Consider the following 24,796-nt stretch of genomic DNA (forward strand, 5'->3'; position numbering starts at 1 on the left):
ACGACGAACGGGTACCTGACCCGCTCGGCCGGGCAGGCCGCTCCGGTGCAAGCACGAGGCGACCGGGATCGTCCACATCGGACGATCCCGGGTCCTCGCCTGTCGAAGTGAAGCTGAAGTCCTGGGGGAGTTGGATGAAACGCAACAGATCACGGCGCGTCTCGACGCGTCTGACCTCGCTGCTGCTCGCGTTCACCACGGTGGCTGGTTCCGTGGTCGTCGTACCGCGGGCCGTGGCGGAGGAGCCCGTTCCACAAGCCGACAACCGCCAGCGCGTCCTCGCGCTGTGGCGTCTGGGCGGCTCGGCGGTGAAGGAGGCGGCCGCCGCGGCACTGGTCGGGACCGACGCCGACATCACGAACTTCGTCAACGGCGACAGCTACCTGCGTGCCGCCGAGTCCGACGACCGCGCCTGGCTCGCGAAGATGCTGGAGACCGGCGGTGTGTCGGTCAAACGAGGAGCCCAGCAGGCGCTCGCCGCCGGCACGACCACCGCGGTCAAGGACTTCATCGGCACCGGCTGGCAGAACGCGCAGAACGTGGACGTGCGCATCGGCGTCAACCAGGTGATGGCCGTTTCCGGCCCCAACGTGCGGGTGAAGGCGCAGCAGGCGCTCGACTCCGGCGACGCGGAGGTCCAGCGCGAGTTCCTGCAGTCGGGCTGGCACGACGAGGACAAGCTCGACCAGCGCATCAAGGTCAACCAGCTGATGTCCGTCGGCGGGCCCAGGGTGCGCGCCAAGGCGCAGGAGGCACTCGACGCGGGCACGGTCGAGGCCTACACGAACTTCCTCACCTCGGAATGGCCGATCGCGCAGGCGCGTGACCAGGAGCTGGCCTCCGTCGCCGAACTCTCCCAGGTTGCCAAGGCCGCCGGCGAGCTCGCGGTCACCGAGACCCAGGCCGCCAAGGACGCGTCCGCGCGCGCCGTCGCCGAGGCCCAGCTCGCCAAGGAGGCCGCGGAGCGCGCGGCCAAGGCGACCGAGGAATCGAAGAACAACGCCGACGAGGCGGCTCGCTACGCCTCGGTCGCGGCGGACGCGGCCACGAGGGCGGCCCGGTCGGCCGGTGAGGCCGTGTCGGCCGCCAACAACGCCACCAGCGCCGCGCGAATGGCCGCGAGCGCCGCGTCCCGTGCCGCATCGGCCGCGGCCGCCGCCGGGCAGTCCGCGTCGGCCGCGCACACGGCGGCAGCCGCCGCTGTCGCCGACCGGAACAAGGCGGGCGATGCCCGCAACGCCGCGGTCAAGGCGAGGGACGACGCGAACAAGGTCGAGGAGGCGGCGGCCGCCGCCGGACTCGCCGCCGACGCGGCTCGCAACGCGCTGAGCGCGGCGCAGTCGGCGGTGTCGACGAGCCAGCACGCTGCGGCCGCCGCGGTGGCCGCTGCGTCCGCGGGCAACTTCGCGGACCAGGCCGGGGCAGACGCCCAGGCCGCCCGCAACGCCGCCGCGTACGCCCAGCGGGAAGCCGACCGGGCCAAGCGCGCGGCCACCGCCGCGGAGACCTTCGCCACCGCTTCGGCCAACGCGGCCGACCGGGCCAAGGCCGCCGCGCTCAGGGCGGCGCAGAATGCCAGGGACGCCGCCGACGCCGCCCAGCAGGCCGCTGACCACGCCGTCGAGGCGGACAAGCAGGCCGCCGAGGCGACCAAGCACGCGAACAACGCCACGGCCGCCGCTGAGAACGCCGTGAACGCCTCGACGCAGGCCAAGGCGGTCTACGACGCCGCCCGCCTGGTCGAGGAGGAGAACCTCGCGATCCACGCCGACCAGGCTCGCTCGGCGGCCCAGGACACGAGGACGGCGGCCGCCGCGGCACGGCCCGCTCCGCAGTGGGACGCCGACCAGGCGACCCTGCGCGACGCGGAGACGAACACGTTGATCGCCGAGGCCACCGCGGCCGGCGTCACCGATTCCGTCGTGGCGAGCAAGGGCCGCAGGATCGCGATGAAGCTGGCCGACTCGGACGGCGAGTGGACCAAGCGCGCCGCGCAGGGGGCGCTCGTCGGCACTGATGACGAGGTTGTCCGGTACGTGCGCGGCGGCATTCAGTTCGCCGCGGGCAAGGACGACCGGAACATCCTCTCCATCGTCGCCGCCGGCGGCACCCAGAGGTTGAAGGACGCCGCCAACGCCGCCCTGTCCGGATCGGACGCCGACGTCGTCGGGTTCCTGCGGAACAAGAACTACGCGGGACGCGACCAGGACGACCGCATCAAGATCAACCAGGTGCTCGCGGCGGAACGCGCGGAGAACCGCACCGCCACCGCGAACGCCGCGCAGAAGGCCCTCGACGCCGGTACCGCGGCCGCCTACCAGAAGTTCCTCACGAAGGACAGGTTCACCACCGCGGTCACGGACGACCGCATCGCGGTGAACAGGATCGTCAGCGACCCCGCCAGCGGCCCGGAGACCAAGGCCATGGGCAGTGCCGTGCTGGACGGCTCGCCCGCGGCGGTCCGGCAGTGGCTCGAGTCCGGCCGGTACGCCTCGATGCGCCGGGACGCCGAATCCGCGTCGCACATCGCCGAGGTGTCGACGCTGCTGTCGGTCGCTTCCAAGGCGGCGGCGACCGCCGTTCAGGCCGCCAACGAGGCCCAGGCCGTCGCCGCGACCGCACGTGGTGCGGCGACGGAGGCGGCGCAGTACGCGCAACTCGCTCGCAACAGCGCGAACGACGCGGCCAAGCACGCCCAGGACGCCTCCGCCTCCGCGGTCGAAGCCGAGAAGTCCGCGCAGCAGGCGGCCGAGTCGGCACGCACCGCCAAGCAGGCGGCGGCCAAGGCCTCGGCCGCGGCGAGTCAGGCTGCCAGGTCCGCGACCTGGGCGGAGTCGTCCGCGAGCCAGGCGAGGAGGTTCGCCAACGAGGCGTACGCGTCCTCGGAGGTGGCCTACCAGGCCGCCGTCGACGCGGGGAAGTCCGCGGGCGAGGCCAAGGCGGCCGCGGACGAGGCCTTCGACCGCGCCACCCTCCTCGTCGACGCCGCGAAGGCCCAGGAGGCGGTGTCGCAGGCCGAGTACTGCCGGATCCGCCACCCCGCGGGCTCTGGTGAGTACACCAACTGCATCAACCTGGTCGGCCAGACCGACGACGAGAAGACCTTGCGCGCGTTCCAGAACGGCATGGTCTGCGATCACCTGTACGGCCAGGGTCGCGACAGCGACATGTACAAGAACTGCACCGCCGAAGTGCTCCACCCCGGCTTCTCGGAGAACCGGAGCTTCGAACTCGGCATGGTGACCGCGCAGCTGCTCATGGCGATCCTGACGGTGTGGGTCGTGGGCAACGCGTCGGTGATCAACCTGCTGTACTGCGGCGCCATCTGCGGCGGTCTCCTGTCGTCGATCACGCCGGAGGGCATGGCCGTCGTCCCGTCGCTGGCTGCCCTGTCGGCTTCCAGGTCGGCCCTGACCAACACGATGACCAAGGCCATGGCCGAGGTGAACGCGTTCCAGTCCGAGCTCACGATGATCCGGACGTTGCGCGCGCAGCAGGCGGCACAGCTCAAGACAGCCGAGGACGCCCGCATCTACGCGCTCGGCTGGGATCCGGGGAAGAACAAGTTCCTGGTGGATGAGCAGAAGAGCGCCCTCTGGGCGGAGAAGCACTTCGGCAGGATGCTCTTCCGCTACACGGGTCCGCAGGCGAACAAGAACCCCGACTGGTACGACGTCGACGGGAAGACCTACGACGCCTTCGGCCCGTTCAACGCGCTGGCGGACCAGCACTTCGTGCAGAACTGGCCGAAGACGTCGGCGAGTCTGAAAGCACACACGGGCAAGGCCGACTACGTGCTGCTCGACACGACGGGACTGAGTCCGCAGAACTTGCAGACCATGATGAAGTACATCAAGGACAACTCCCTGCCGAACATCGTGTTCGTCAGGTGATGCGTCGACTGTCTATTTGAGACTGATGAGGGCCGTCCCGTGCCGCGGGGCGGCCCTCATCGGTAGAATCGAGCATCATGTCCAGTGACTTCACCGTCGATCGTGCCGGTACCTGGTACGGCCCGACCTGGAACACCTCCTCCGGCCTCTTCTCCTGGGTGCTGGAGCGGATCGCCGCCCTCACCGAGGACGAGGCCGTCGAGGCGGCGGTGCGCGAGCACTTCGCCGAGCCGAGCGGCATGTTCTTCCTCAGCTGGTACCCGGACGAGCAGGGCGCGGAGATGGTCCGGGTCATCCTGGGGCCGCTGCGGGACGAGTTGGCGGCCGAGACCCCGGACGTGCGGGCCTCGGTGGAGGAACTGGTCGCGATGGCGGAGGGCTGGGCCGACGCGACCGACGTGTTCCCCGTCTTCCTCCCGTGGAAGTTCGTCAGGCAGGCCACCGGACCGGTGGTGCGCTACCACAACTCCGAACGACCGCTGGACATCGTCTTCGACGGTGTGCGCGACGTCGAACTTCCCGCAGAACTCGTGCACCCGCAGATCAGCCTGGCCGAGAACGGCTACGCGGTGAACGCGGTCGGGTTCGACGGCCTCGTGCCTGCTGCCGGGCTGCGCCTGCTCGGCGACCCGTACAACGGCTCGTTCGAGCACCGCGTCCAGGACTGAGCGACGCCATCGCCAAAACCTTGGCGGTTGATGGCACGACTGTGTTAAAACACGGATGTGCTAAAAACAGTCATCGCGAGCCTGCTCCTGGTCACGTCCGCGCCCCTGGCGCCGGCGGCCGGACCGGAGCAGGTGCCGCACGTCGTCGCGTCGCACCACCGCGGCCTGGGGGACGGCATCGGGTTCGGGCAGGCGAAGTCGCACCTGTGCGAGATCTCCGGGATGTTCGCCCGCTACGCCGCCGACCCCCAGTTCCGGGACCTCGAGAAACGGCAGGTGGTCGAGCGGATTGTCGCGCAGCCTCCTCCGATCGGGCCGACCCGGAAGGTGCGCGACCTGTTCGCCGGGTACGTGCGGGGCTACAACCGTTACGCGGCAACGCGTCCGGAGTGCGGACGCCGGATCACCGAGACCGAGCTCTTCCGGTTCGCCCACGTCGCGTTCAACGAAGGGATCTTCCGGGCGCACGAAGGGATCTGGCCTGGACCGCCGCAGCAGGTGAAGGAGCGGGGCAGCAACACGATCGCCGTTGGTTCGAGGGGTACCAACGGAGGTCGTGGTGTGCTGCTGGGCAACCCGCACGTGCCGTGGCGCGGGGAGGTGTCGTTCTGGCACGCCAGGCTGACGATTCCGGGCTTGGTCGACGTCGACGGGGTGACGTTGCTCGGCCTGCCCGTCGTGTTCAACGGGTACAACCGCGGCGTGGCGTGGTCGGCCACGGTGTCCACCGCCGTGAGCTACTCGCTCGCCAGGCTGAAGCTCGTCGACCGGCACACCTACCTGGTCGACGGCAGGCCGGAGCGGATGGTCGACCGCGGCACGCACTGGGACACCCGCTACGGGCCCGTCACCACGAAGATCCGGACGAACCCGCACCTCACCGGTCACGAGATGACCGAGCTGCCGTGGACGGACGCGGAGGCGTACGCCGTCACCGACGCCGCGGCGGACCGGTTGCCGGCGGTGAACTCGGTGGCGGAGTTCCTCGAGGCGCGGACGACCCGCGACCTCAAGGAGAGTCTCGACCGGCACGGCGGCACGGTGCGGACGAACATCGTCGCGGCGGACCGGCGCGGCAGGACGCTGTACGCGGGGATCCAGGTCGTGCCGGACGTCGCCGACGACTGCGTGGTGGACCGGGAGTTCCTGCTGCGCACCAGCGTTCCGGTCGTGGACGGAACGCGGTCGGCGTGCCGGCCCGGGCTGCTGCCGGTCGGGGAGATGCCGTGGATCGAGAGCGACACGTACGCGACGAACTCCAACTCCACGCACGCGTTCGTGCGGGCGGACAAGCCGTTGACCGGGTTTCCTCCCGTGTTCGGTGACGAGAGCGTCGCGAACCTGCGGACCGAGTTCGGACTGAACGAGATTCCACGTCACCTGGGGCGGTTCGACGCGGAGACGGTGAAGGAGCTGGTGTTCGAGAACCGGAACACCGCCGCGGAGAAGTACCTCGACCGGATGCCGTGCCGGCGCGCGGAGTGCGAGGTGCTGCGGAAGTGGGACCGCCGCAACGAGATCGGCAGCGTCGGGGCGGTGCTGTTCGACCGGTGGTTCGCCGCGGGCGGGACCGAGAAGGCGTTCGACGAGGTGGTGGCCGAGCTCGGGCCGAAGATCCACCTGCCGCTGGGGGACACGCAGTACGTGGTCCACGACGGCAGGAGGATCCCGTTGCACGGCGGACCGGGGTCGTCCGGCGTCTACAACCTCGTCAACATGACACCCGGGAAGCAGGAGGTCAGCGACGGGTCGAGCTTCGTCTTCGCGGTGGAGTACACCGACGAGGCGTGCCCGACCGCGTACACGATCATGGCGCCCGCGCGGCCCGACCTCTACGGCGCGAAGAAGTGGCAGAAGGGCGCCCTCTGCCGGTAATCCTTTCGGGGTAAGGATCTTCAGCCCGCGCGGCGGAACGCGGAATGATCATGGTTGTGACGCTGGGACCGGAGTCGGTGACGTGGCGGCTCGGCTGGTACACCCGGTTCGAGCTGGTGGTGCTGGGACGTGCGGTGCTGATGCAGGTCGCGCACCCGGTGATCGCCGCCGCCGTGCGCGACGGGTACCGCGCCGACCCGTTCGCCCGGCTGACGAGGACGATCACGTCGTCGCAGCTGCGGTTGTTCGGGGGTGAGGAGGCCGCGCGGGAGGCGGAACGGCTGGTGCGGGCGCACGCCCGGATTCCCGGCGCGGACGAGGAGTTGTTCCGCTGGGTGCACGCCACCAGCTTCGACTCGCTGCTCACCGCGTACCGGTTGCTGCGGCCCCGGCTGCCCGCGATCCACGAGCAGCGGCTGTACCGGGAGTGGCGCGAGACGGGGGAGTCGCTCGGCATCAGGTCGATGCCAGGCGATCTCACCGAGCTGCGCGCGTACGTCGACGACGTGGTGGCGACGCAGCTGACGTGCACGGACGGGGTGCCGGGGTTGCTGGAGGCGTTCGAGTTCCGGTCGGGCCGGGCGCCGGGGTCCGAGCACCTGCCGGGCGCGCTGTGGCCGTTGGTGCGGCCGGTGGCGGCTCAGGTGCTGCCGGACTTCGCCGTCGGCACGCTGCCGGAGGCGTTGCGGGACAAGCTCGGTCTGGAGTGGACGGACCGCGACGAACGCAGGCTGCGCCGGTGGATCCGGATGATCCGGGTGGTCTCCGCGTTCGTCCCGTCCCGCCTTCTGCACTACCCGATGCCGTACCGGGCGATGGTCAGTGCGCGATCATCACGTGTTTGACGCGTGTGTAGTCCTCCAGGCCGTGCAGCGACAGGTCCTTGCCGTAGCCCGACGCGCCGAACCCGCCGTGCGGCATCTCGGACGCCACCGCGCCGTGCGTGTTGACCCAGACGATGCCGAAGTCGAGCCGTGCGGTCAGGGCGGCGGCCCGGCTCACGTCGCTGGTCCAGATCGACGACGCGAGTCCTTGCGGCACGCCGTTGGCGAGCGCCACCGCCTCGTCGTCGTCCGCGAACGACTGCACGGTGATCAGCGGCGCGAACGCCTCCTCCTGCACCAGCTCGTCGTCCTGCGACAGCCCTGAGATCACGGTGGGCTCCAGGAAGAAGCCCGCGGACCCGTGCCGCTTTCCTCCACAGTGGACGGTAGCGGGCGAACGGGACAGCAGGCCGAGCACGCGGTCGAGCTGGGCCTGGCTGTTCAACGGCCCGAAGTCGGTGCCGGGCACCTGCGCCGACGCCGCTTTCACCAGCGCCGCGATGAACTCGTCGTGCACCGCGGAGTGCACCAGCACGCGCGAGGCGGCCGTGCAGTCCTGGCCCGCGTTGTAGAACGCGGCGCCGACGATGCCCTCCACCGCCGCCGGCACGTCCACGTCGTCGAACACCAGGACCGGCGCGTTGCCACCGAGTTCGAGGTGCGTGCGCTTCACGGTCGCGGCGGCGGCGCGGGCCACCTCGACCCCGGCGCGGGTGGACCCCGTCAGCGACACCATCGCGGGTACGGGGTGCTCGACCAGCAACCGGCCGGTGTCGCGGTCGCCCAGCACGACGTTGAACACGCCCGCGGGCAGCACCTCCGCCGCCAGCCGCGCGAGCAGCACCGTCGACGACGGCGTGGTGTCCGCGGGTTTGAGCACCACCGTGTTGCCCGCGGCGAGCGCCGGCGCGATCTTCCACACCGCCATCATCAGCGGGTAGTTCCACGGCGTGATCTGCGCGATCACGCCGACCGCCTCGCGGCGCTGGTAGGACGTGTGGCCGGGGAGGTACTCACCCGCGGCGGCCGCGCCCAGCGCGCGGGCGGCGCCGGCGAAGAACCGGATCTGGTCCACGCACTGCGGGATCTCCTCGTCCAGCAGGACCGCGCGCACCTTGCCGGTCTCGCGGACCTCCGCGTCGGCGACCTCGGGTGCGTGCGCCTCCAGCAGATCGGCGAGCTTCAGCAACGCGAGCTGGCGGTCGCCCGGAGTCGTCCGCGACCAGGCGGGGAAAGCGCTTGCGGCCGCCCGCACGGCCGCGTCGACCTCGGCGGCCCGGGAGACGGCCGCGCGGCCGAACTCCTCGCCGGTCGCGGGATCGACGAGGGGCGAGGTCTCCTGCGTGGCAGCAGGAGCGCCGTTGACGAAGTTCGCGACGATCACGTGTGCTCCAGGTGCGTGGGGGCGAACATGCGCAACACCGCGGGCAGCACCACCACGTGCGGGCCGTCCCCGGCGAAGGCCTTGGCGAGGTCCTCGCGCAGCGACTCGGGCGTGCTGCGGGTGGCGGGCACGCCGAACGCTCCGGCGAGCGCCACGAAGTCCGGACGCGCGAGCTCGGTGGCGGTGGCCTCGCCGAACGCGTCGGTCATGTACTCGCGCAGGATCCCGTAGCCGCCGTCGTCGACGATCAGCCACACGACCCGCGAGCCGTGCTGCGCGGCCGTCGCGAGCTCCGAGATGCCGTACATCGCGCCGCCGTCACCGGACACCGCGAGCACCGGCCCGTCGACCGCCGCCGCGACCCCGAGCGCCGCCGGGAAGCCGTAGCCGAGCCCGCCGGCGCCCTGGGCGGAGAACTGCGCGCCACCGCGCGGGTCCCACGCCGACCAGGCCCAGTAGGCGAGGATCGTCATGTCCCAGCAGGTCGGCGTGCCGTCCGGGACGCCCGCCCGCACCGCGTCGAGCACCTGCCACTCCAGGTCGAGGTGCTGCGAGGTCAGCCGTTCCCGCACGCTCGCCAGCAGCCCCAGCACCCGTTCCTCGGCGACGCCGTCCGCGGCACGGGCCGTCACGCCGGAGGCCAGCGCGCGCACCGCGTGCCGGGCGTCGGCGTGGATGCCGAGCGCGGGCAGGGTCGCCTCCAGCTTGCCGAGGTCGGCCTCGACCTGGACCACCGCTCCGCGCGGCCGGAACGTCCGGTAGTTGGTCGACAGCTCGCCGAGCCCCGAGCCGACGACCAGCAGCACGTCCGCGTCGGCGAGGAACTCGGTGGTGTGCCAGTCCTCCAGCCACGACTGCGCGGACAGCGGGTGCTCCCACGGGAAGTTCCCCTTGCCGCCGAACGTCGACACGACCGGCGCGCGCAGCTTCTCCGCCAGCTCCAGCAACTCGTCCCGCGCGTGCAGGGCGCCACCACCGGCCAGGATCACCGGACGGGACGCGCCGTCGAGCAGCCGCACGGCCTCCTCGACCAGCTCGGCACGCGGATGCAGGTCACGCGGTGCCCACGGCACCGACGTCACCGGCGGCACGGACGCGGGCCCGAGCAGCACGTCCTGCGGGATCTCCAGCCACACCGGCCCGAACGGCGCGGTCATCGCGATCTCCCACGCCTCCGCCAGCGCCGACGGGATCTGCGAGGCGTGCCGCACGACCCGTGCGTGCTTCACGACGTCGCGGAACGACGCCAGCTGGTCCGTCAGCTCGTGCAGGTAGCCCCCGCGCACCCCGCCGAGCCCGGCGGACGGGATCTGCGACGAGATGCCCAGCACCGGCGCCGACGCGGCGGCCGACTCCTGCAGTCCCGCCAGGGTCTGCAGCGCGCCCGGCCCGGTCGACACCAGCAGCGGCGTGACCGACCCGGTGATCCGCGCGTGGCCGTCGGCGGCGAACGCGGCGTTGACCTCGGTCCGCGAGCCGACGTAGCGCAGGTCGGACCGGCGCAGCGCGTCGAAGAGGCCCAGCGCGTGCTGGCCGGGAATGCCGAACACGGTGCCGGCGCCCAGCGCCTCCAGCGTCTCGACGACGAGGTCGCCACCGGTGCGCGTCACAGGCCCTCCTTCAACGCCAGCAGGCTCACCAGGTCGTACGCCACGTGCGACGCCGCGACCGAGGTGATGTCCGCGTGGTCGTACGCGGGCGCCACCTCCACGACGTCCGCGCCGACCAGGTTCAGCCCGCGCAGCCCGCGGACGATCTCCAGCAGCTCGCGCGAGGTCATCCCGCCCGCCTCGGGCGTCCCGGTGCCGGGCGCGTGTGCCGGGTCCAGCACGTCGATGTCGATCGACACGTACAGCGGGCGTGCGCCGATCCGCTGCCGCAGCGCGTCGACCGTCTCGTCCACCCCCCGCCTCATCACGTCCGACGACGTCACGATCCCGAACCCGAGCCGCCGGTCGTCCTCGAGGTCCTTCTTGCCGTACAGCGGCCCGCGCGTGCCGACGTGCGAGAGCGCCTCGGTGTCGAGGATCCCCTCCTCGACCGCGCGCCGGAAGGGCGTCCCGTGCGTGAAGGGCTCGCCGAAGTAGGTGTCCCAGGTGTCGAGGTGCGCGTCGAAGTGCAGCAGCGCGACCGGTCCGTGGATCCGCGACACCGCCCGCAGCAGCGGCAGCGCGATCGTGTGGTCACCGCCGATCGTCACGAGCTTCGTGCCGCCCGCCTGCAGGTCCGAGGACGCCTGCTCGATCGTCTCGATCGCCTCGCCGATGTGGAACGGGTTGACCGCGACGTCGCCGCCGTCGACGACCTGCAGCCGTTCGAACGGCGACACGTCCAGGCCGGGGTTGTAGGGGCGCAGCAGCCGGGACGCCTCGCGCACGGCCGCGGGCGCGAACCGCGCGCCGGGCCGGTACGAGACGCCGGTGTCGAACGGGACCCCCACCACCGCCACGTCCGCGTGCGCCACCTCGTCGAGGCGCGGCAGCCGGGCGAAGGTCGCGGGGCCCGCGTAGCGCGGGACCCGCGAGGAGTCGACGGGGCCGATCATGCGTTCACCAGTTCCTCTTCCTCGTTCGCCTCACCGCGCACCCGGCGCTCCCAGTGCGCGAGCACCGCCGGGTCCGTGGCGGGCGTGACCAGACTGACCACCACGTACGTCACGAGCGACGCGCCGAGGCTGTAGTAGATGGGCGAGTCGGCCAGCACACCATCGATGATCATGAACGTGATCGATGTCAGCGCACCGACGGCCATCGACACCATCGCACCGATCCTCGTGCCGCGCTTCCAGATCAACCCGCCGATGATCGCCACCAGCAACCCGCCGACGAGGATGTTGTAGGCGACCGTCAACGCGGCCACGACGTCGTTCAGGACCACCGCGATCCCGATCGCGACGACGCCCAGGACCAGCGTGAACAGCCGGTTGGAGTGGACATCGGTCTTGCGCTTCCAGATGTCGTTCGCGGCGACGGTCGAACAGGCGATCAACGCACCGGACGACGTCGACATCATCGCCGCGAGAGCCGCCGCCAGGACCAGGCCGCGCACGCCGGTCGGCAGCAGGTTCTCGACCATCACCGCGAACGCCTCGTCCTTGTTGGCGATGTCCGGGTACAACGCCTTGCCGGCCGTGCCGATCAACGCGCCCGCGACGGCGTAGACCAGGCAGTACAGCCCGGACGTGATACCGCCCCACCGCGCGACCTCCGGCGACTTCGCGGTGAACACCCGCTGCCAGATGTCCTGGCCGATGAGCAGACCGAACACGTAGATCAACAGGAACGTGATGATCGTGCCGATGCCGATGTTGCCGATGTCGAACATCGCCGGATCGTCGAGCCGTTGCCGCATCCCGTCGAACCCGCCTGCCGCGACGATGCTGACCGGGAGCAGCAGGAACAGGATGCCGATCGTCTTGATGACGAACTGGACGATGTCGGTGAGGGTGATCGACCACATGCCGCCGAGCACGCTGTACAGCACGACGATCGACCCGCCGATGATCACGCCGACGGTCTTCGGGAGTCCGAAGAGGACGTTGAAGATCGTCGAGTACGCGATCGTCGACGTGACCGTCAGCATCAGCGTGTAGGCCCACATGACCGAGCCGGAGATCAGCGACGAGTTGCCGCCGTAGCGCAGGTCGAGCATCTGGGAGACGGTGTAGACCCTCAGCTTGACGATCCTGCGGGCGAACAGCGCCGAGAGCAGCAGGATGCCGAGCCCGATCGCGAACACCATCCAGGCGCCGGAGAGGCCGAACTTGTAGCCGAGCCCGACACCACCGATGGTCGACGCGCCACCGAGCACGACGGCCGACATCGTGCCGGAGTACATGCCGAACCCGAGCCGCCGCCCGGCGACCAGGTACTCGCTCTTGCTGGTGGCGCGGCGCATGCCCCACCAGCCCATGCCGATCATGCCGAGCACGTAGGCGGCGATCACCGCGTAGTCGAGAGCCACTGCCGGACCTCCTTGGGTTGCAGGTCACAGTAGGAACGCGTGCTGGCGCCGGTAAGTGGTCGTTGTGCACAATCCTGGACTTGTGGTTGTGCAAACCGTCCCCCTGCGTGCCCTGGTCGCGCGCGCCGACCTCGGCCTGACCGTCCTGTGTGGAGCCGGCGCGCTGGACCGGCCGGTCCGCTGGGCGCACGTGTCCGAGCTGGAGGACCCGACGCCGTACCTGGTCGGCGAGGAGCTGCTGCTCACGGCGGGCGTGCGGTTCCCGTCGGACGTCCCCGCGTACGTCGCGGGCCTGGTGTCCTCGGGCGTCAGCGCGATCGGCTTCGGCGTCGAACCAGAGTTCCCGATGGTGCCGTCGTCGCTGGTGGACGCCTGCTCCGCGCAGGGCATGCCGCTGCTGGAGGTGCCGCCCTCGACGCCGTTCCTCGCGGTGTCGCAGGCCCTGGGCGCGCTGCTCGCCGAGATCGCCGTGCGCGAGCAGCGGATGCTCGCCGACAGCCAGCGCGCCCTGACCCGCGCCGCGACCCGCGTCCGCCCGGTCGAGTCGGTCCTGACGACCCTCGCCGTGGTGCTGGACTGCCGCGCCGACCTCGTGGAGGCCTCGTCCGCGCCGGACGACGTCGCCTCGCTCGTGCGCCGGGTGGCGTCGGGGACGGGACCCCGTTCGGCCTCGACCCAGGTGGGTGACGAGCACGTGACGCTCGACCCGGTGGAGTCCGCGGTGCTCGTGGTGCGCCGGCCGACGCCGCTCTCTCCGGCCGAACGGGCGGTCGTCGCGGTCGCCCTGGCCTTGCTCGGGCTGCTGCGGCGGGACCTGGAGAGCGAGCGCGGGCAGATCGCGCGGCTCGCGGCGGGGGCGTTGCTGCGGGCCGAGGTGACCGGGGTGGAGGCGGTGCTCGGGGGCGGGCCGTACCGGGTGGTGGCGGGGCGGTCGCGGGCGGACTACGACGTGCTGGCGCAGCGGTACGGGCCGCTGGTGTCCGAGGTGGACGGTGGGTTCCTCGCGCTGGTGGGCGGCGGGCTGGACGTGACCGGGCCGGTGGGGGTGGCGCCGGTCGGGGTCGCGGACACCGCCGCACCCGGAGCGCGCACATCCGTGACGGCGACACCTTTCTCCGCTGCCGCAACGACTTCCGCGTCCACTGGCGCAATGCCCGGCGCGACTGCCATCGCGCCGCCGCCCACCCCGTCCGCCGCCCTGCCGTCCACTTCGGCCACTCTTTCCCGAGCCGCGGTCGACGCCGCGGCGGCGGAGGCGACCGCGTTGCTCCCCAGGGCCCTCGCCACCGGAGCACCCGCGCTGCCCGCCTCCACCCTGTCCGCCCTCGTCGACCCGGCTACCGCCCGCGCCTTCGCCCGCCGCACCCTCGCCCCGCTCCGCAACCGCCCCGAGCTGATCGACACCCTGCGCGCCTGGCTCGCCCAGCACGGCGGCTGGGACCGCACCGCGGCGGTGCTCGGCGTGCACCGCAACAGCGTCCGGCACCGGATCTCCCACGTCGAGCGACTGCTCGGGCAAGATCTCGCGGCGGCCGACGCGCGGGCGACGCTGTGGCTCGCCCTGATGTGGCTCGATTAATTCCTTTGCGACCCGTCCGTGTTCTCGGTCATCATTGTTCACATGATCCGAGCAGATGAGTGGGCCGGAGCGCCCTCCAAGCCGTGACCTGCTAGTTCACTTTCTTCTAATTCTGCGAGCAGGTGCAATTTAATGCTCGTTCGAAGGCGTGTTCGTCCAGTGGTCAGGACACCGGATTCTCACTCCGGAAACACGGGTTCGATCCCCGTACGCGCTACGTGGCCCGGTCTTCGTGGGGTGGACCGGGCCCTCCCGCGGGACGGTCCATGTCAGACGGACCCAAAGAATCTTCGAAAACTTCGCCCGAATGGTCTAGGCGCCAGTTACGCTCTGCGAATGGCTGCGGTCCCCGCCTTCGCACGCTACGAGGTCGACGTACGTCGGCCGAACGCCGCGCGCATCCATGACTTCTACCTCGGCGGCGCGCACAACTACGCCGCCGACCGCGCGTTCGCCAAGCAGGCCGTCCGGATCGACCCGGAGCTGCCGCTCGTGACCCGCGCCCAGCGGACGTTCCTCCGCCACGCCGTCCGCCACTGCTGGGCGTCCGGCGTGCGCCAGTTCCTCGACCTCGGCGCCGGCATCCCGACGTGCGGTGCCGTCCACCAGACGCTGCCCGAGGCGCGGGTCGTCTACGTGGACTCCGACCCGGTCACGGTCGCGTTCTCGCGTGGACTGCTGCGCGGCGAGCCGCGCGCGTGCGCGGTCGAGGCGGACCTGCGCCGGCCGGAGCAGGTGCTGCGGCACCCCGGCGTGATGGAGCACCTCGACCTCCGCGAGCCGTACGCGGTGCTGATGGTCGACGTGCTGCGGTACGTCGACGACGCCACCGGGCCCGGCCGGGTCGTGCGCCGCTACCGGCACGCGCTGCCCGCGGGCGGGTTCCTCGTCGTGTCGCACCCGGCTCCGGTCGAGCAGCTCATGGAGGGCCTGCGGATCGAGGCGCCCGCCGTCGTACCCGGTGCGTACGCGGGCATCGGCCGCAAGTGACGCGGAACGTTTGGTCCGTGTGAGGTCGGGGTAGTCCGCCAGGCGACAAGACACGGAGCCTGGAGGGCGTCATGACCCACCGCATCAAGGTCGCCGGTCTGCAGCCGGTGCAGCTGCTGGCCGGACTGGCCGGCATCGCGTTCATCGTGTTCGGCGTCGTGGGCTTCACCCGCACCGGGGTCGGGGACTGGGCCGCCCAGTCCTACGTGCTCGGGTTCTCGGTGAACCCGTTGCACAACACGGTCATGGTGGCCGTCGGCGTGCTGGGCGTGCTCACGGCCCTGGGTTCGGGGCTGTCGCGGCTGTACGGCTGGCTGCTGTTCGCGGGCTTCGCCGCGCTCTTCGTGTGGGACCTCATGATCACGGGGATCCTCGCGCAGAACCCGGCCGAGCAGTACGGCAACCCGCTGGCGGTCAACGTCAACGACAACTGGCTGCACCTCGGCATCGCCCTGTTCGGTCTGCTGCTCGCGGTCATGCCCGCGCGCCGCAAGCTGATCGAGGACGAGGAGCCGGTGGTGCCGGAGCCGCGGTCGGAGGCGTTCCGCGACGAGCGGGACACGCCGCACGTCGAGCCGACGGACCCGGCCGTCAGCACCACGCGGCGGACCGAGCCGTTCGACCGCGAGCCGGTCACCCGCGAGCAGGCGGTCCTCGACCCGAAGACCGAGCGCGTGAGCAAGGACAAGATCAAGCACTAGCGAGCAACCCCTGTCCGGCGCAGACGCGCCGTGAGAGCCCACATGCGGCTCTCACGGCGCGTCTGTTTCGATGTCGCGATGCCTTCCGACTTGCTGACCCACGAAGTGCTGATCACCTGGGGGACGGCGGCCGCCGCGTTCCTCGCGGTCGCGGTGCACGGGATCTGGCGGGTCACCCGCAACGTCATCACCATCGCCCACGAGGGCGGGCACGCGCTGCTGGCCGTGCTGACCGGGCGGCGCCTCAGCGGGATCAAGCTGCACTCCGACACGTCCGGCCTCACCGTGTCCCGCGGCAAGCCGCGCGGGCCCGGCATGGTGCTCACCGCGCTCGCGGGCTACGTCGCGCCGTCGCTGCTCGGCTTCGGCGCGGCCCTGCTGATCACCACCGAGCGGATCCAGCTGATGCTGTGGATCAGCATCGGCTTCCTCGCCGCGATGCTGATCATGATCCGCAACGTGTTCGGCGTGCTGTCGATCATCGTCACCGGCGGCGCCTTCTTCTTCGTCTCCTTCTACGCCACCCCCGAGGTCCGCGACGCGGCCGCGTACGTGTTCGCCTGGTTCCTGCTGCTCGGCGGCGTCCGGCCGGTGTGGGAGCTGCAGGTCAAGCGCTGGCGGCGGCAGGCTCCCCGCAGCGACGCCGACCAGCTCGCCTGGCTCACCGGCGTGCCCGCGCTGGGCTGGGTGACGTTCTTCGGCCTGATCAGCCTGGCCTCGCTCGTCGGCGGAGGGGCGCTGTTGCTCGGCCGGTGGTGAATCGGGTTGGTGCCGGGTGAAATACTCGGGTGAACAAGCCGGTCGTGGAGAGGTGGGTTCAGTGCTGCGTGGGGATGTCGGGCTCGAACTGGGCCAGCGGGTCGCGCGGGCGTTGCGCGCCGCGCTGGACGTGGACATCACCGCCGAGGAAGCGCTGATCCGACCGTCCACCCGAGACGGTGCCGACTACCAGTGCAACGTCGCGATGAGCCTCGCGAAGAAGGTCGGCCGCAACCCGCGCGAGGTCGCCGCGCTGATCGTCGAGCACCTCGACGCCGCGGACGCGCTGGAGACGCCCGAGATCGCGGGCCCCGGCTTCATCAACCTGAAGCTGCGCACCGAGTGGCTGCAGGAGCAGACCGCGCTGCTGCTCACCGACGACCGGCTGGGTGTGCCGCGCGTCGAACGGCCACGCCGGATCGCGATCGACTACAGCAGCCCCAACGTCGCGAAGGAGATGCACGTCGGCCACCTGCGCTCGACGATCATCGGCGACGCGTTCTGCCGGCTGCTCGCCTTCGCGGGCCACGAGGTCATCCCGCACAACCACCTCGGTGACTGGGGCACCCCGTTCGGCATGCTCATCGAGCACCTGACCGACGAGGGCCACGGCGCGGACCACGAGATCAGCGACCTCAACGCGTTCTACCAGCAGGCGCGGCAGAAGTTCGACAACGAGCCGGGCTTCGCCGACCGCGCCCGCCGCCGGGTGGTGCTGCTGCAGGGCGGCGACGAGGCCACCCTGAAGCTGTGGCACGAGCTGGTGGGGGAGTCGCAGCGGCACTTCAACCAGGTCTACGAGCTCCTGGAGATCGGGCTCACCGCCGAGGACAACTACGGCGAGAGCTTCTACAACCCGTACCTCGCGGACACGATCACCGAGCTGCAGTCCAAGGGCCTCGTCGAGACCAGCGACGGCGCGCTCTGCGTGTTCCCGCCCGGCTTCTCCAACCGCGAGGGCGACCGGCTGCCGCTCATCGTGCGCAAGAGCGACGGCGGCTACGGCTACGCCACCACCGACTTCGCGACCGTGCGGTACTGGGTGCGCGACCGCAAGGTCGACGACCTGATCTACGTCGTCGGCACCCCGCAGTCGCAGCACTTCCAGATGATCTTCGCGACGTCGAAGCAGGCCGGCTGGCTCGACGACGCGCACACCGCCGTCCACACGGGCTTCGGCACGATCCTCGGCAGCGACGGCAAGACGATCCGCACCCGCGCGGGCGGCACGATCAAGCTGATCGACCTGCTCACCGAGGCGGTCGAGAACTCCTACAAGGTGATGCCCGAGTCGTCCGAAGTGGAGGGTGCGGAGAAGGACGCGCTCGCCCGCACGATCGGGCTCGGCGCGGTCAAGTACGCGGACCTCTCCAACGACCGGGAGAAGGACTACGTCTTCACCTGGGAGAAGATGCTCGCGACGACGGGCGACACGTCGGTCTACATCCAGTACGCCAACGCGCGCATCCTGTCGATCGGCCGCAAGGTCGGCCGCGAGGCCCCGCAGGACGCCCCTCTCGTGCTCCAGGAGCAGGCCGAGCGGGACCTGGCGCTGAAGCTGCTGCAGCTGCCCACGGCCGTCCAGGCGGCCATCGACGAGCTCGCGCCGCACAAGCTCACGAACTACCTGTTCGAGACGGCCACGGCGTTCTCCACGTTCTACAACCACTGCCCGGTGGCGACCGCGGAGTCGACGGAGCTGCAGGACTCGCGCCTGCACCTGCTCACGCTCACTTCACGCGTGCTCACGCTGGGCCTGTCCCTGCTGGGAATCGGGGCCCCCGAAAGGCTGTAAGAAGGTTTATCCCTGGTCAAGCAGAGGTACGCAGAGATCGCAACTCTTTCCCCTAGTCCTCAGGGAGTCGCGATGACCTGCACGACCCGCCTGCCCAAGCCGGTCACCGACGTCTGGGACTGGCAGATGGACGGTCTGTGCCGGGGGGAGAACAGCGCGATCTTCTTCCACCCGGACAACGAGCGCGGGTACGCGCGCGCCGCCAGGGAGGACAAGGCCAAGGCGATCTGCGGGCACTGCCCGGTGCTCGCGCAGTGCCGCGCCCACGCGCTCGAGGCCCAGGAGCCGTACGGCGTGTGGGGCGGCATGGGGGAGGACGAACGGCGCCAGATCATCAACGCGGCCCGGCGCCGTGTCCGCGCCTACTCCTCCAGCACGTCCCGCAGCTGACGCAACGTCTTCGCGAGCAACCGCGAGACGTGCATCTGGGAGATGCCGACCTTCTGCGCGATCTGCGTCTGGGTCATGTTGCCGAAGAAGCGCATGATCACGATTTTGCGTTCGCGCTCGGGCAGCTTCTCGAGCAACGGGTGCAGCGCCTCCCGTTGCTCGATCATCGCGATCTCGGGGTCCTCCTCGCCGATGGTGGACCCCAGCGAGATCGACGAGTCCTCCGACATCAGCATGTCGTCCAGAGACGCGCTCTGGTAAGCGTTTCCGGCCGCGAGTCCTTCGTGGATCTCGTCGCGCGACAGTCCCAGGTGCTCGGCCAGCTCCGACGGCGTCGGCGCGCGGCCGAGCGACTGCGACAGGCGCGAGGTGCCCGCGTTGATCGCCAGGTGCAGCTCCTTGAGCCGCCTCGGCATCCGCACCGACCAGCTGGAGTCGCGGAAGTACTTCCGGACCTCACCCATGATCGTCGGCACGGCGAACGACAGGAAGTCGCTGCCGCGCTCGGGGTCGAACCGGTCGACCGCGTTGATCAGGCCGACCGTCGCCACCTGCACGAGGTCCTCGTGCGGCTCACCGCGGTGCCCGAACCGGCGGGCGATGTGCTGGGCGACGGGCAGGTGCTCGGTGACGAGCCGGTCCCGCAACGTGTCGCGCTTCGGGCCGGCCGGGGTCGTGGCGAGCTCGGCGAACAGCGGGGCCAGGTGGTCGTAGTCACCGGACCGGGACTTGCCCTCCTGCTTGGCCTCCGGCGCGTCGGTCTCCGCCGTCTTGGTGGCCTCGTCCGCCCCGGTCACGCATCCACCGCCCCTGCCGTGGACTTCACGAGGTCGATGTGCACCACGAACCCTTCGGTCTCCTCGACTCCGGTGCGCACCGAGTCGACGAGCGCGGTGAGCACCCGCCAGCCGAAGCTCGCCTCGTCGGGACCGGAGGCGGACTTGGCGGAGACCTTCGCCGAGACGTGGACGGCACCCTTGTCGTCCACCGCGAAGTGACAGCTGAGCACGGCGTCCTGCGCCGCCAGCGTGATCAGCGTCGAGCAGGTCTCGTCGACGGCGAGCTTCAGGTCCTCGATCGAGTCGAGGTCGAAGTCCTGCCGCATGGCGATGTCGGCCGCGACCGCGCGCACGGTGGACAGCTGGGTGGGATCCGCCGCCATCCGGAGTTCGACGCCTGACAATTGAGTCACAGCCACCTCGTAGTCCATTCTGCTGAAGGACGGCATGTCGTTGCCGTACCCGAATCGATCTCGGTTAACACGTGTACTGACGGCGCGCCCCGGGAAATCACCTGCTGGAGGCAAGAGTCCACGGAAGGGGCGCTGGTGTTGGTGCGCGAAGACTTCCTGGCCCTCCGCTTCCCGGCAGACGCGCGCGAAGTGGCGCCGGTACGGCACCGGGTGCGCGAGTGGCTGCAGGACAGCGGTTTCGGCGAGGACGAGGCGAGCGACCTCGTGCTCGCGGTCAGCGAAGCGGTCAACAACTCGGTCGAGCACGCCTACCCCGGTCCCGCCCGCGGCACCGTCGAGGTGCGCGGCCGGTTCGACACCGACGGGTCGGCGGTCGTCGACGTGGCGGACCACGGCCAGTGGCGCGTGCCGCCACCGGCGCTGACGATGCGGGGCCGCGGTCTCCTGCTCATGCGGGAGAGCGTGGACGACGTCGCCATAGAGCGCAGGGCGAGCGGCACGACCGTGCACCTGCGCCGGACGAGGACACCGGTGGTGCCCGCGGCCCGGTCGGCGCCCGAGTGCGACGTGCGTGTCCACGAAACCTCCTCGGGCGTCGTAGCGGTCGTGCGCGGGAACGTGCCCGTGGAGGCCGGTCCGTCGTTGCGTCGCACGCTGACCACCGCGGCGCGTGGGGGCACCGTGCCGTTGGTCGTCGACCTGAGTCAGGTCGGGACGGAGAAGAGCGGACTGGAACAGGCGCTCCTCGCCGTCGCCGAAGCGCTCAGAGCGGCCGGCAACCGCCTCACGGTCAAGACGCGCTAGGCGAGGGCCGAGTCCACGGACGAGTGGAGGTTGAAGACCTCACCCAGCCCCGTGGCCTCCAGCGGACGCGTCACGGCCCGGGCGGTGGCCACGACCTTGAGGGACGCGCTCTGCTGCTGCGCGAGCTTGGCGGCCTCGACCAGCACCGCGAGCCCGGCGGAGCCGAGGAACGTCACACCGGTCATGTCCACCACGAAAACGCCACCGTCACCCAGTCCGTTGACGAGGGCTTCGCGCAGAGTCGGCGCCGACACCATGTCGACCTCACCGGACACGGCGAGGACGGTGACTCCGGGCGCCGGCTGCCGCACCTTCAGCTCGATCTGCTCCGCACGTGGGTCCTGCACAGTCACCGAGATACTCCCTCTCACATACAGGGAGCCGCCACGCAGCGGCCCCGATGCGGCTGCTGGCTCAACCGCTGCGGACACCACCGTACGGGAGTGGCCGCTCTACAGGACAGGTCGAGTGGTCCGTACCCGGACAATGGTCGGTTCAAACGCGCCGACTCACTCTTCGTCGGGATTTTTCAGCGCGCCGGTCCGCAACGCCTCCCACAGCTTGCGCGCGACCGCGAACGCGGGCGGCGGCGGCTCGATCACCTCCTCGGCGCTGTCCTCGAGCGACCCGCCGACGACCAGCACCAGCGCCGTGGCCACGTCCCGCAGCTTCACGTTCGCGTGCTGGCTCGCTCGCACCAGCAGCTCGAAGGCCTCGCCGGGCGCACTCGGCCGCGCGCCCATGACCAGGCCCTTCGCCTGCTCGATGTAGCGGCGGTGCTGCACCATCTTGACCATCTGGTCCGCGCGCAGGATCTCGCCCGCGCAGAACTCGACGACCGAGGCCGCGGTCGCGATGAGCGGCTCCATCTCCTCGATCGCCTTGAGGTCGGCGAGCCGCGGCGGGTGGTCGAGGTAGACGGTCAGCACCACCGGGCCGCTGTCGCCCCAGCTGCCCGGCACCGCCACCACGTGCAGGTCGCCCACCTGGCCGGAGGTCTGCCGCTCGTCGCGCGAGGCGACGACGAGCGGTCCCTCGCCCGCGTCCAGCTGGGCCTGGTCCAGTTCGCCCGCGGCGCCGACCGACCGCAGCCGGTGGGCACCCGGCCAGACGCTCAGCCCCACGCCGGGACATCCCTCCGTCTGGGCGCACAGGTGGGTCATCAGCCGGGTGAGCAGCTCGTCGCCGAAGTTCAGCTGGGAGTTCACCAGGCGAGGTTAGGCCCGGCCGAACACGAACACGAGCCGTGCGGTCATCGTCGTACGACGAACGGTTGCGCAGGCAAGGACCTGCGCTTCCGCCGCGCTGCGGGTCCGGACAGCTCGGCGCGCCGATTGATCCAATTAACGCTTTGGACCCGAACACGACACGTGTTCTGAACCACAGTCCGGCAGACTTCGTTCTCAGGGATAACACCGGAGTCCCGGCGCACGACATCCCCGTTGTCACGAAGGGACAGAAATGAGAACCGCCATGGAAACCCAGCCGAAGCAGGACGCGGAGTGCGATTCAGCGCTGCCCACCACGCCGTGCAGCGTCGTGTGGAGCCGGGGCCACGCCTACGTGCTCGAGGGTTTCCGCGCCCGCTGGGTCGGTCGTGACGACCGCGGTCGCCCGCACGCCATCACCGGCGCCGAGATGCAGCGCCGCGGCTGGACGTTCACCCACACGGCCTGAGCCCCACCCCCCGCTGGACCGAACACCGCGCACCACCCGCAACCAGTCGCACAGCGTGCCGTGACGCCATCCGGCAGCCCTTGCGCAGTCACTCGTTTAGAGTGCGGGTGTGCGTGATCCGGCTGATCGCCTGCTGACGATTCCGAACCTGCTCAGCGTGTTGCGGCTGGCCGGTGTTCCGCTCTTCCTCTACCTGCTCCTCGGACCCCGCGCGGACGGCTGGGCGCTGCTCGTCCTCGTCTTCGCGGGCCTGTCCGACTGGCTCGACGGCAAGCTCGCGCGCTGGCTCAACCAGATGAGCCGGCTCGGCGCGCTGCTCGACCCCGCCGCGGACCGCCTCTACGTGTTCTGCACGCTGCTGGCGTTCGTGATCAGGGACATCGTGCCGCTGTGGGTCGCCCTCGTGCTCGTGGGGCGAGAGGTCGTCGTGGGCATCTGCCTGCTCGTGCTGCGGCAACGCGGCTGGGGTCCGTTCGAGGTGACCTACCTGGGCAAGGCCGCGACCTTCAACCTGCTCTACGCCTTCCCCCTGCTGCTGCTCGCGCAGGGGGACTCGGCGTGGGCGCAGGTCGCCCTGCCGTTCGCGTACGCGTTCACGGCCTGGGGCGGAGCGCTCTACCTGTGGTCGGCGCTGCTGTACGTCTACCAGTTCTTCCTGGCCCTGCGGGTCACACCTCGCACGGTCGCGTGAAAAGATCACCCCATACAGGTTCAGCACGAGGAGCGCAGTCAGTTGATTCCCGAGGAGCTTCGTTACACCGAGGAGCACGAGTGGGTCGCCAGCACAGGCGAGAACACCGTGCGCGTCGGCATCACCGACTACGCCCAGGAACAGCTCGGTGACGTGGTCTTCGTCCAGCTGCCCGAGGTCGGTCACACCGTGGCGGCGGGTGACACGTTCGGCGAGGTCGAGTCGACCAAGAGCGTCTCCGACCTCTACTCGCCGCTCGACGGCGAGGTCGTCGCGATCAACGACGCGTTGGTCCAGACGCCCGACTCGGTGAACAGCGACCCGTACGGCGAGGGCTGGATGGTCGAGATCCGGCTGAACGACCCCGAGGCGCTGGAAGGCCTGCTCGACGCGGACGGGTACAAGGCGCTGGTGGAGAAGGAGTGACGTCGATCTTTCGCCGGATCTTCGGCCGGAAGGGGAGCCGCGCTGAAGGCGGTGACCCCAACGCGATAGGTTTTACCGGAAGTGACGGATCCAGCAGCAGGAGGAGAGCTCAGGTGAGCACGAACGACGGCCCAGGCGTTCCGCCGGAGCAGTCCCCGGAGCGGACCTCCGTCTTCCGGGCGGACTTCCTCCAGGAGATGGAAGGCGGCGCCGAGGCGCCCGCACAGGAGCCGGCCGTTGCCGGTGTTGACGCCCTTCCCGCCGGTTCCGCGCTGCTCGTGGTCAAGCGCGGTCCGAACGCCGGTTCCCGGTTCCTGCTGGACCGAGACACGACGAGCGCCGGGCGCCACCCCGACAGCGACATCTTCCTGGACGACGTGACGGTCTCGCGCCGGCACGCCGAGTTCCGCCGGGAGAGCGGCGAGTTCGTCGTCATCGACGTCGGCAGCCTCAACGGCACCTACGTCAACCGCGAGCCGGTCGACCAGGCCGTCCTCGCGAACGGCGACGAGGTCCAGATCGGCAAGTTCCGCCTCGTCTTCCTGACGGGTCCTGGCTCCGCGGGAGCCTGACGCGTGACGGCCGGGCGGCCACAACGCGGGGGGTCGAGCATCGGGGCTGTGCTGGCACAGCTCCGGCCCGAGTTCCCCGACGTCACCATCTCCAAGATCCGCTTCCTGGAAGCGGAGGGGCTGGTCCGCCCGGCACGCACCGCCTCCGGCTACCGCCAGTTCAGCGCGGCGGACGTCGAGAGGCTGCGGTTCGTGCTGTCCGCGCAACGCGACAGGTACCTGCCGCTCAAGGTGATCCGCGAGCAGCTCGACGCCGGTGCGGACGCGGCCGCGTCCTCCACCGTCTCGCGGATCGATCTGCTGGCCCAGACGGGCCTCACCGCCGACCAGCTCTCCCAGCTGGAACGCGACGGTCTGCTGCGCCCCGGTCCCGGCGGCCGGTTCACCGCCGACGACATCACCGCGCTCCGCACGATCCGGACGATGACCGGGCTCGGCGTCGAGCGCGAGCACCTGCGCGCCGTGCGCGCGGCGGCCGACCACGAGGTGGTCGTCCTGAAATCTTTCTCAGATCCCGAGACGGTTCGGGAATTGGCCGACCTCTTCACCTCGTTGCACACGTTGTTGGTGAGGGCGGGTCTGCGTCAGTCCTGATCTAGGGCGAGCGGGTGCC

The 24,796-nt window shown here is 70.5% G+C and carries 24 protein-coding genes and 1 tRNA gene; 17 read left to right on the forward strand and 8 right to left on the reverse strand.

Annotated features, from left to right (window positions below; all coding sequences use genetic code 11):
* Nucleotides 1–134: 134 nt before the first annotated feature.
* The 4 genes from ABZX02_RS26670 to ABZX02_RS26685 all read left to right on the forward strand — a co-directional run bounded on the left by ABZX02_RS26670 (nucleotide 135) and on the right by ABZX02_RS26685 (nucleotide 7,281).
* The gene (locus tag ABZX02_RS26670; RefSeq protein ID WP_355301791.1) at nucleotides 135–3,893 is read left to right on the forward strand and encodes a hypothetical protein; all 3,759 of its coding nucleotides are present in this window, start codon (nucleotides 135–137) and stop codon (nucleotides 3,891–3,893) included.
* A gap of 77 nt (nucleotides 3,894–3,970) precedes the next feature.
* On the forward strand, nucleotides 3,971–4,561 hold the full coding sequence (locus tag ABZX02_RS26675) for a hypothetical protein (protein ID WP_355301793.1): 591 nt from the start codon (nucleotides 3,971–3,973) through the stop codon (nucleotides 4,559–4,561).
* 57 nt (nucleotides 4,562–4,618) lie between these two features.
* Nucleotides 4,619–6,436: a penicillin acylase family protein gene (locus ABZX02_RS26680; protein ID WP_355301795.1), complete on the forward strand. Its 1,818-nt coding sequence runs from the start codon at nucleotides 4,619–4,621 to the stop codon at nucleotides 6,434–6,436.
* Nucleotides 6,437–6,480: 44 nt separating this feature from the next.
* Nucleotides 6,481–7,281 (forward strand): oxygenase MpaB family protein, encoded by an 801-nt coding sequence (locus ABZX02_RS26685; RefSeq protein WP_355301797.1) that lies wholly within the window; start codon nucleotides 6,481–6,483, stop codon nucleotides 7,279–7,281.
* Here the strand turns inward: ABZX02_RS26685 and ABZX02_RS26690 are convergent.
* The 4 genes from ABZX02_RS26690 to ABZX02_RS26705 are packed head-to-tail and all read right to left on the reverse strand — an operon-like array spanning nucleotide 7,256 to nucleotide 12,607.
* A complete protein-coding gene (locus ABZX02_RS26690) occupies nucleotides 7,256–8,644 on the reverse strand; it encodes an aminobutyraldehyde dehydrogenase (protein WP_355301799.1) in 1,389 nt (462 codons plus the stop codon). The genes ABZX02_RS26685 and ABZX02_RS26690 overlap by 26 nt on opposite strands.
* Nucleotides 8,641–10,254, reverse strand: coding sequence for a thiamine pyrophosphate-binding protein (locus tag ABZX02_RS26695; protein ID WP_355301801.1), 1,614 nt, complete (start codon nucleotides 10,252–10,254; stop codon nucleotides 8,641–8,643). The genes ABZX02_RS26690 and ABZX02_RS26695 overlap by 4 nt, the downstream gene beginning before the upstream one ends.
* On the reverse strand, nucleotides 10,251–11,189 hold the full coding sequence (gene speB / locus ABZX02_RS26700) for an agmatinase (RefSeq protein WP_355301803.1): 939 nt from the start codon (nucleotides 11,187–11,189) through the stop codon (nucleotides 10,251–10,253). The genes ABZX02_RS26695 and speB overlap by 4 nt, the downstream gene beginning before the upstream one ends.
* Nucleotides 11,186–12,607, reverse strand: coding sequence for a sodium:solute symporter (locus ABZX02_RS26705; RefSeq protein WP_355301805.1), 1,422 nt, complete (start codon nucleotides 12,605–12,607; stop codon nucleotides 11,186–11,188). Before ABZX02_RS26705 ends, speB begins: the two co-directional genes overlap by 4 nt.
* A gap of 88 nt (nucleotides 12,608–12,695) precedes the next feature.
* Between ABZX02_RS26705 and ABZX02_RS26710 the strand changes: the two genes are divergently transcribed.
* From ABZX02_RS26710 to ABZX02_RS26740, 7 genes are all read left to right on the forward strand, one after another.
* A complete protein-coding gene (locus ABZX02_RS26710) occupies nucleotides 12,696–14,186 on the forward strand; it encodes a PucR family transcriptional regulator (RefSeq protein WP_355301806.1) in 1,491 nt (496 codons plus the stop codon).
* 145 nt (nucleotides 14,187–14,331) lie between these two features.
* A tRNA-Glu gene (locus tag ABZX02_RS26715) sits at nucleotides 14,332–14,403 on the forward strand.
* 119 nt (nucleotides 14,404–14,522) lie between these two features.
* Nucleotides 14,523–15,176 (forward strand): SAM-dependent methyltransferase, encoded by a 654-nt coding sequence (locus tag ABZX02_RS26720; RefSeq protein WP_355301808.1) that lies wholly within the window; start codon nucleotides 14,523–14,525, stop codon nucleotides 15,174–15,176.
* 71 nt (nucleotides 15,177–15,247) lie between these two features.
* Nucleotides 15,248–15,877 (forward strand): DUF4383 domain-containing protein, encoded by a 630-nt coding sequence (locus ABZX02_RS26725; RefSeq protein WP_355301810.1) that lies wholly within the window; start codon nucleotides 15,248–15,250, stop codon nucleotides 15,875–15,877.
* 78 nt (nucleotides 15,878–15,955) lie between these two features.
* Entirely contained in the window at nucleotides 15,956–16,636 is a 681-nt protein-coding gene (locus tag ABZX02_RS26730; RefSeq protein WP_355301812.1) for a M50 family metallopeptidase, read from the forward strand.
* Between the two features lie 61 nt (nucleotides 16,637–16,697).
* Nucleotides 16,698–18,431 carry an arginine--tRNA ligase gene (gene argS / locus ABZX02_RS26735; protein WP_355301814.1) on the forward strand — a complete coding sequence of 578 codons (1,734 nt, stop codon included), beginning with the start codon at nucleotides 16,698–16,700 and terminating at the stop codon, nucleotides 18,429–18,431.
* Nucleotides 18,432–18,503: 72 nt separating this feature from the next.
* Nucleotides 18,504–18,821 (forward strand): WhiB family transcriptional regulator, encoded by a 318-nt coding sequence (locus tag ABZX02_RS26740; RefSeq protein ID WP_355301816.1) that lies wholly within the window; start codon nucleotides 18,504–18,506, stop codon nucleotides 18,819–18,821.
* Here ABZX02_RS26740 and ABZX02_RS26745 read toward each other — a convergent pair.
* Together ABZX02_RS26745 and ABZX02_RS26750 are read right to left on the reverse strand one after the other, a co-directional pair.
* Complete coding sequence (locus tag ABZX02_RS26745; protein ID WP_355302152.1) at nucleotides 18,794–19,525, reverse strand: SigB/SigF/SigG family RNA polymerase sigma factor; 732 nt, start codon at nucleotides 19,523–19,525, stop codon at nucleotides 18,794–18,796. The two genes, ABZX02_RS26740 and ABZX02_RS26745, sit on opposite strands and share 28 nt — an antisense overlap.
* 89 nt (nucleotides 19,526–19,614) lie before the next feature.
* On the reverse strand, nucleotides 19,615–20,013 hold the full coding sequence (locus ABZX02_RS26750; RefSeq protein WP_355301818.1) for an ATP-binding protein: 399 nt from the start codon (nucleotides 20,011–20,013) through the stop codon (nucleotides 19,615–19,617).
* Between the two features lie 135 nt (nucleotides 20,014–20,148).
* On the opposite strand from ABZX02_RS26750, the gene ABZX02_RS26755 reads away from it, so the two are divergent.
* A complete protein-coding gene (locus tag ABZX02_RS26755; protein ID WP_355301820.1) occupies nucleotides 20,149–20,817 on the forward strand; it encodes an ATP-binding protein in 669 nt (222 codons plus the stop codon).
* On the opposite strand, the gene ABZX02_RS26760 is transcribed toward ABZX02_RS26755, so the two are convergent.
* Nucleotides 20,814–21,170 (reverse strand): STAS domain-containing protein, encoded by a 357-nt coding sequence (locus ABZX02_RS26760; RefSeq protein ID WP_355301822.1) that lies wholly within the window; start codon nucleotides 21,168–21,170, stop codon nucleotides 20,814–20,816. The genes ABZX02_RS26755 and ABZX02_RS26760 overlap by 4 nt on opposite strands.
* Before the next feature lie 156 nt (nucleotides 21,171–21,326).
* The gene (locus ABZX02_RS26765) at nucleotides 21,327–22,025 is read right to left on the reverse strand and encodes an ANTAR domain-containing protein (RefSeq protein ID WP_355301824.1); all 699 of its coding nucleotides are present in this window, start codon (nucleotides 22,023–22,025) and stop codon (nucleotides 21,327–21,329) included.
* Nucleotides 22,026–22,290: 265 nt separating this feature from the next.
* Between ABZX02_RS26765 and ABZX02_RS26770 the strand changes: the two genes are divergently transcribed.
* The 5 genes from ABZX02_RS26770 to ABZX02_RS26790 all read left to right on the forward strand — a co-directional run bounded on the left by ABZX02_RS26770 (nucleotide 22,291) and on the right by ABZX02_RS26790 (nucleotide 24,777).
* Complete coding sequence (locus ABZX02_RS26770; protein ID WP_355301826.1) at nucleotides 22,291–22,494, forward strand: hypothetical protein; 204 nt, start codon at nucleotides 22,291–22,293, stop codon at nucleotides 22,492–22,494.
* Nucleotides 22,495–22,603: 109 nt separating this feature from the next.
* Nucleotides 22,604–23,185: a CDP-alcohol phosphatidyltransferase family protein gene (locus ABZX02_RS26775; RefSeq protein WP_355301828.1), complete on the forward strand. Its 582-nt coding sequence runs from the start codon at nucleotides 22,604–22,606 to the stop codon at nucleotides 23,183–23,185.
* Nucleotides 23,186–23,227: 42 nt separating this feature from the next.
* Nucleotides 23,228–23,611 carry a glycine cleavage system protein GcvH gene (gene gcvH / locus ABZX02_RS26780; protein ID WP_355301830.1) on the forward strand — a complete coding sequence of 128 codons (384 nt, stop codon included), beginning with the start codon at nucleotides 23,228–23,230 and terminating at the stop codon, nucleotides 23,609–23,611.
* A 113-nt stretch (nucleotides 23,612–23,724) separates the two neighbouring features.
* A complete protein-coding gene (garA, locus tag ABZX02_RS26785; RefSeq protein ID WP_030476302.1) occupies nucleotides 23,725–24,183 on the forward strand; it encodes a glycogen accumulation regulator GarA in 459 nt (152 codons plus the stop codon).
* A 48-nt stretch (nucleotides 24,184–24,231) separates the two neighbouring features.
* Nucleotides 24,232–24,777, forward strand: coding sequence for a MerR family transcriptional regulator (locus ABZX02_RS26790; protein WP_355301833.1), 546 nt, complete (start codon nucleotides 24,232–24,234; stop codon nucleotides 24,775–24,777).
* Nucleotides 24,778–24,796: the final 19 nt, after the last annotated feature.

Origin of the sequence: Lentzea sp. NPDC003310, from assembly GCF_040610935.1 — a bacterium.
GTDB lineage: Bacteria > Actinomycetota > Actinomycetes > Mycobacteriales > Pseudonocardiaceae > Lentzea.

Coding starts and splice junctions, on each gene's coding strand:
- ABZX02_RS26670 (WP_355301791.1), top strand. CDS start 135: ATGAAACGCAACAGATCACGGCGCGTCTCGACGCGTCTGACCTCGCTG.
- ABZX02_RS26675 (WP_355301793.1), top strand. CDS start 3,971: ATGTCCAGTGACTTCACCGTCGATCGTGCCGGTACCTGGTACGGCCCG.
- ABZX02_RS26685 (WP_355301797.1), top strand. CDS start 6,481: ATGATCATGGTTGTGACGCTGGGACCGGAGTCGGTGACGTGGCGGCTC.
- speB (WP_355301803.1), bottom strand. CDS start 11,189: ATGATCGGCCCCGTCGACTCCTCGCGGGTCCCGCGCTACGCGGGCCCC.
- ABZX02_RS26720 (WP_355301808.1), top strand. CDS start 14,523: ATGGCTGCGGTCCCCGCCTTCGCACGCTACGAGGTCGACGTACGTCGG.
- ABZX02_RS26725 (WP_355301810.1), top strand. CDS start 15,248: ATGACCCACCGCATCAAGGTCGCCGGTCTGCAGCCGGTGCAGCTGCTG.
- ABZX02_RS26730 (WP_355301812.1), top strand. CDS start 15,956: ATGCCTTCCGACTTGCTGACCCACGAAGTGCTGATCACCTGGGGGACG.
- ABZX02_RS26740 (WP_355301816.1), top strand. CDS start 18,504: ATGACCTGCACGACCCGCCTGCCCAAGCCGGTCACCGACGTCTGGGAC.
- ABZX02_RS26770 (WP_355301826.1), top strand. CDS start 22,291: ATGGAAACCCAGCCGAAGCAGGACGCGGAGTGCGATTCAGCGCTGCCC.